The organism is Streptomyces sp. L500, assembly GCF_054551825.1.
This window is the reverse complement of record NZ_JBTOLC010000130.1, coordinates 1-881: the sequence shown is the minus strand read 5'-3', so window position 1 is coordinate 881 and position 881 is coordinate 1. Positions and strand designations below refer to the sequence as shown.

The following is an 881-nucleotide window of genomic DNA, read 5'->3' as shown; positions in this document are numbered from 1 at the left end:
GCGGTCCTGACCCGGCGTACCGAAGAGGTAGAGGATCAGGTCCTGGTCCAGGGTGATACGGCCGAAGTCCATGGCCACGGTGGTCGTGGTCTTGTCCGGCGCGTGGGTCAGATCGTCGATGCCCGCCGAGGCGGAGGTCATCACGGCTTCGGTGCGCAGCGGGTTGATCTCCGAGACCGCGCCGACGAACGTGGTCTTGCCCACGCCGAAGCCACCCGCGACGACGATCTTCGCGGAGGTGGTGGAGCGGGCTGCCTCGCCGCTAGAGGTTCCGAAGTCCACTGAGCACCCTTTCGAGCAGTGTCACGTCAGGCTGACCGCCGGCGGACGCATCGCCGCCGGGCTGATGAATGGCGACGAGTCCGGCCTCGGCCAGATCGGCGACGAGGATTCGGGCGACGCCGAGCGGAATGGAAAGAAGTGCCGAGATCTCGGCGACCGACTTGATCTCACGGCACAGATGGCAGATGCGCTGGTGTTCCGGCAACTGCCCCTGGAGCTGGGACGGCTGGGCCGTGGTGTGCACCAGCGCCTCGATGGCGAGCTGGTACCGCGGCCTGGTCCTGCCGCCGGTCATCGCATAGGGACGGACCAGCGGGTTGTGCTTGCCGCCCGAGGGGGACGACGACGCGCGCCGGTGTTGCTGGGACGGAGGCGGTACGTGCGGGGCGCGCTGCTGCTCCGGCATGGCGTGGTGGCTTGGCGTGGAGGGGAAGTCGAAGCGGTTCAACGGGGGTTGAGCCTGCTGGTCACCGCCATACGGGTAACCGCCGGGGGGCGTTGCCACGTTTCCTCCTCCAACTTGCCTGTCTGCTGCCGGTCGCGCCACCGCACCCTACGGCGCGGTGGCGCGAAACGCACTGCCTCTTGATTAGTTGAGA

2 protein-coding genes are annotated in these 881 nt (G+C 67.9%); both read right to left on the bottom strand.

What is annotated here, in order from left to right:
- On the bottom strand, positions 1-282 hold a 282-nt coding region (locus ACX9I7_RS32650), incomplete at its 3' end, for a GTP-binding protein (RefSeq protein WP_459389406.1).
- A complete protein-coding gene (locus tag ACX9I7_RS32645; RefSeq protein ID WP_387565744.1) occupies positions 263-787 on the bottom strand; it encodes a DUF742 domain-containing protein in 525 nt (174 codons plus the stop codon). The genes ACX9I7_RS32650 and ACX9I7_RS32645, both read right to left, overlap by 20 nt.
- Positions 788-881 lie beyond the last annotated feature (94 nt).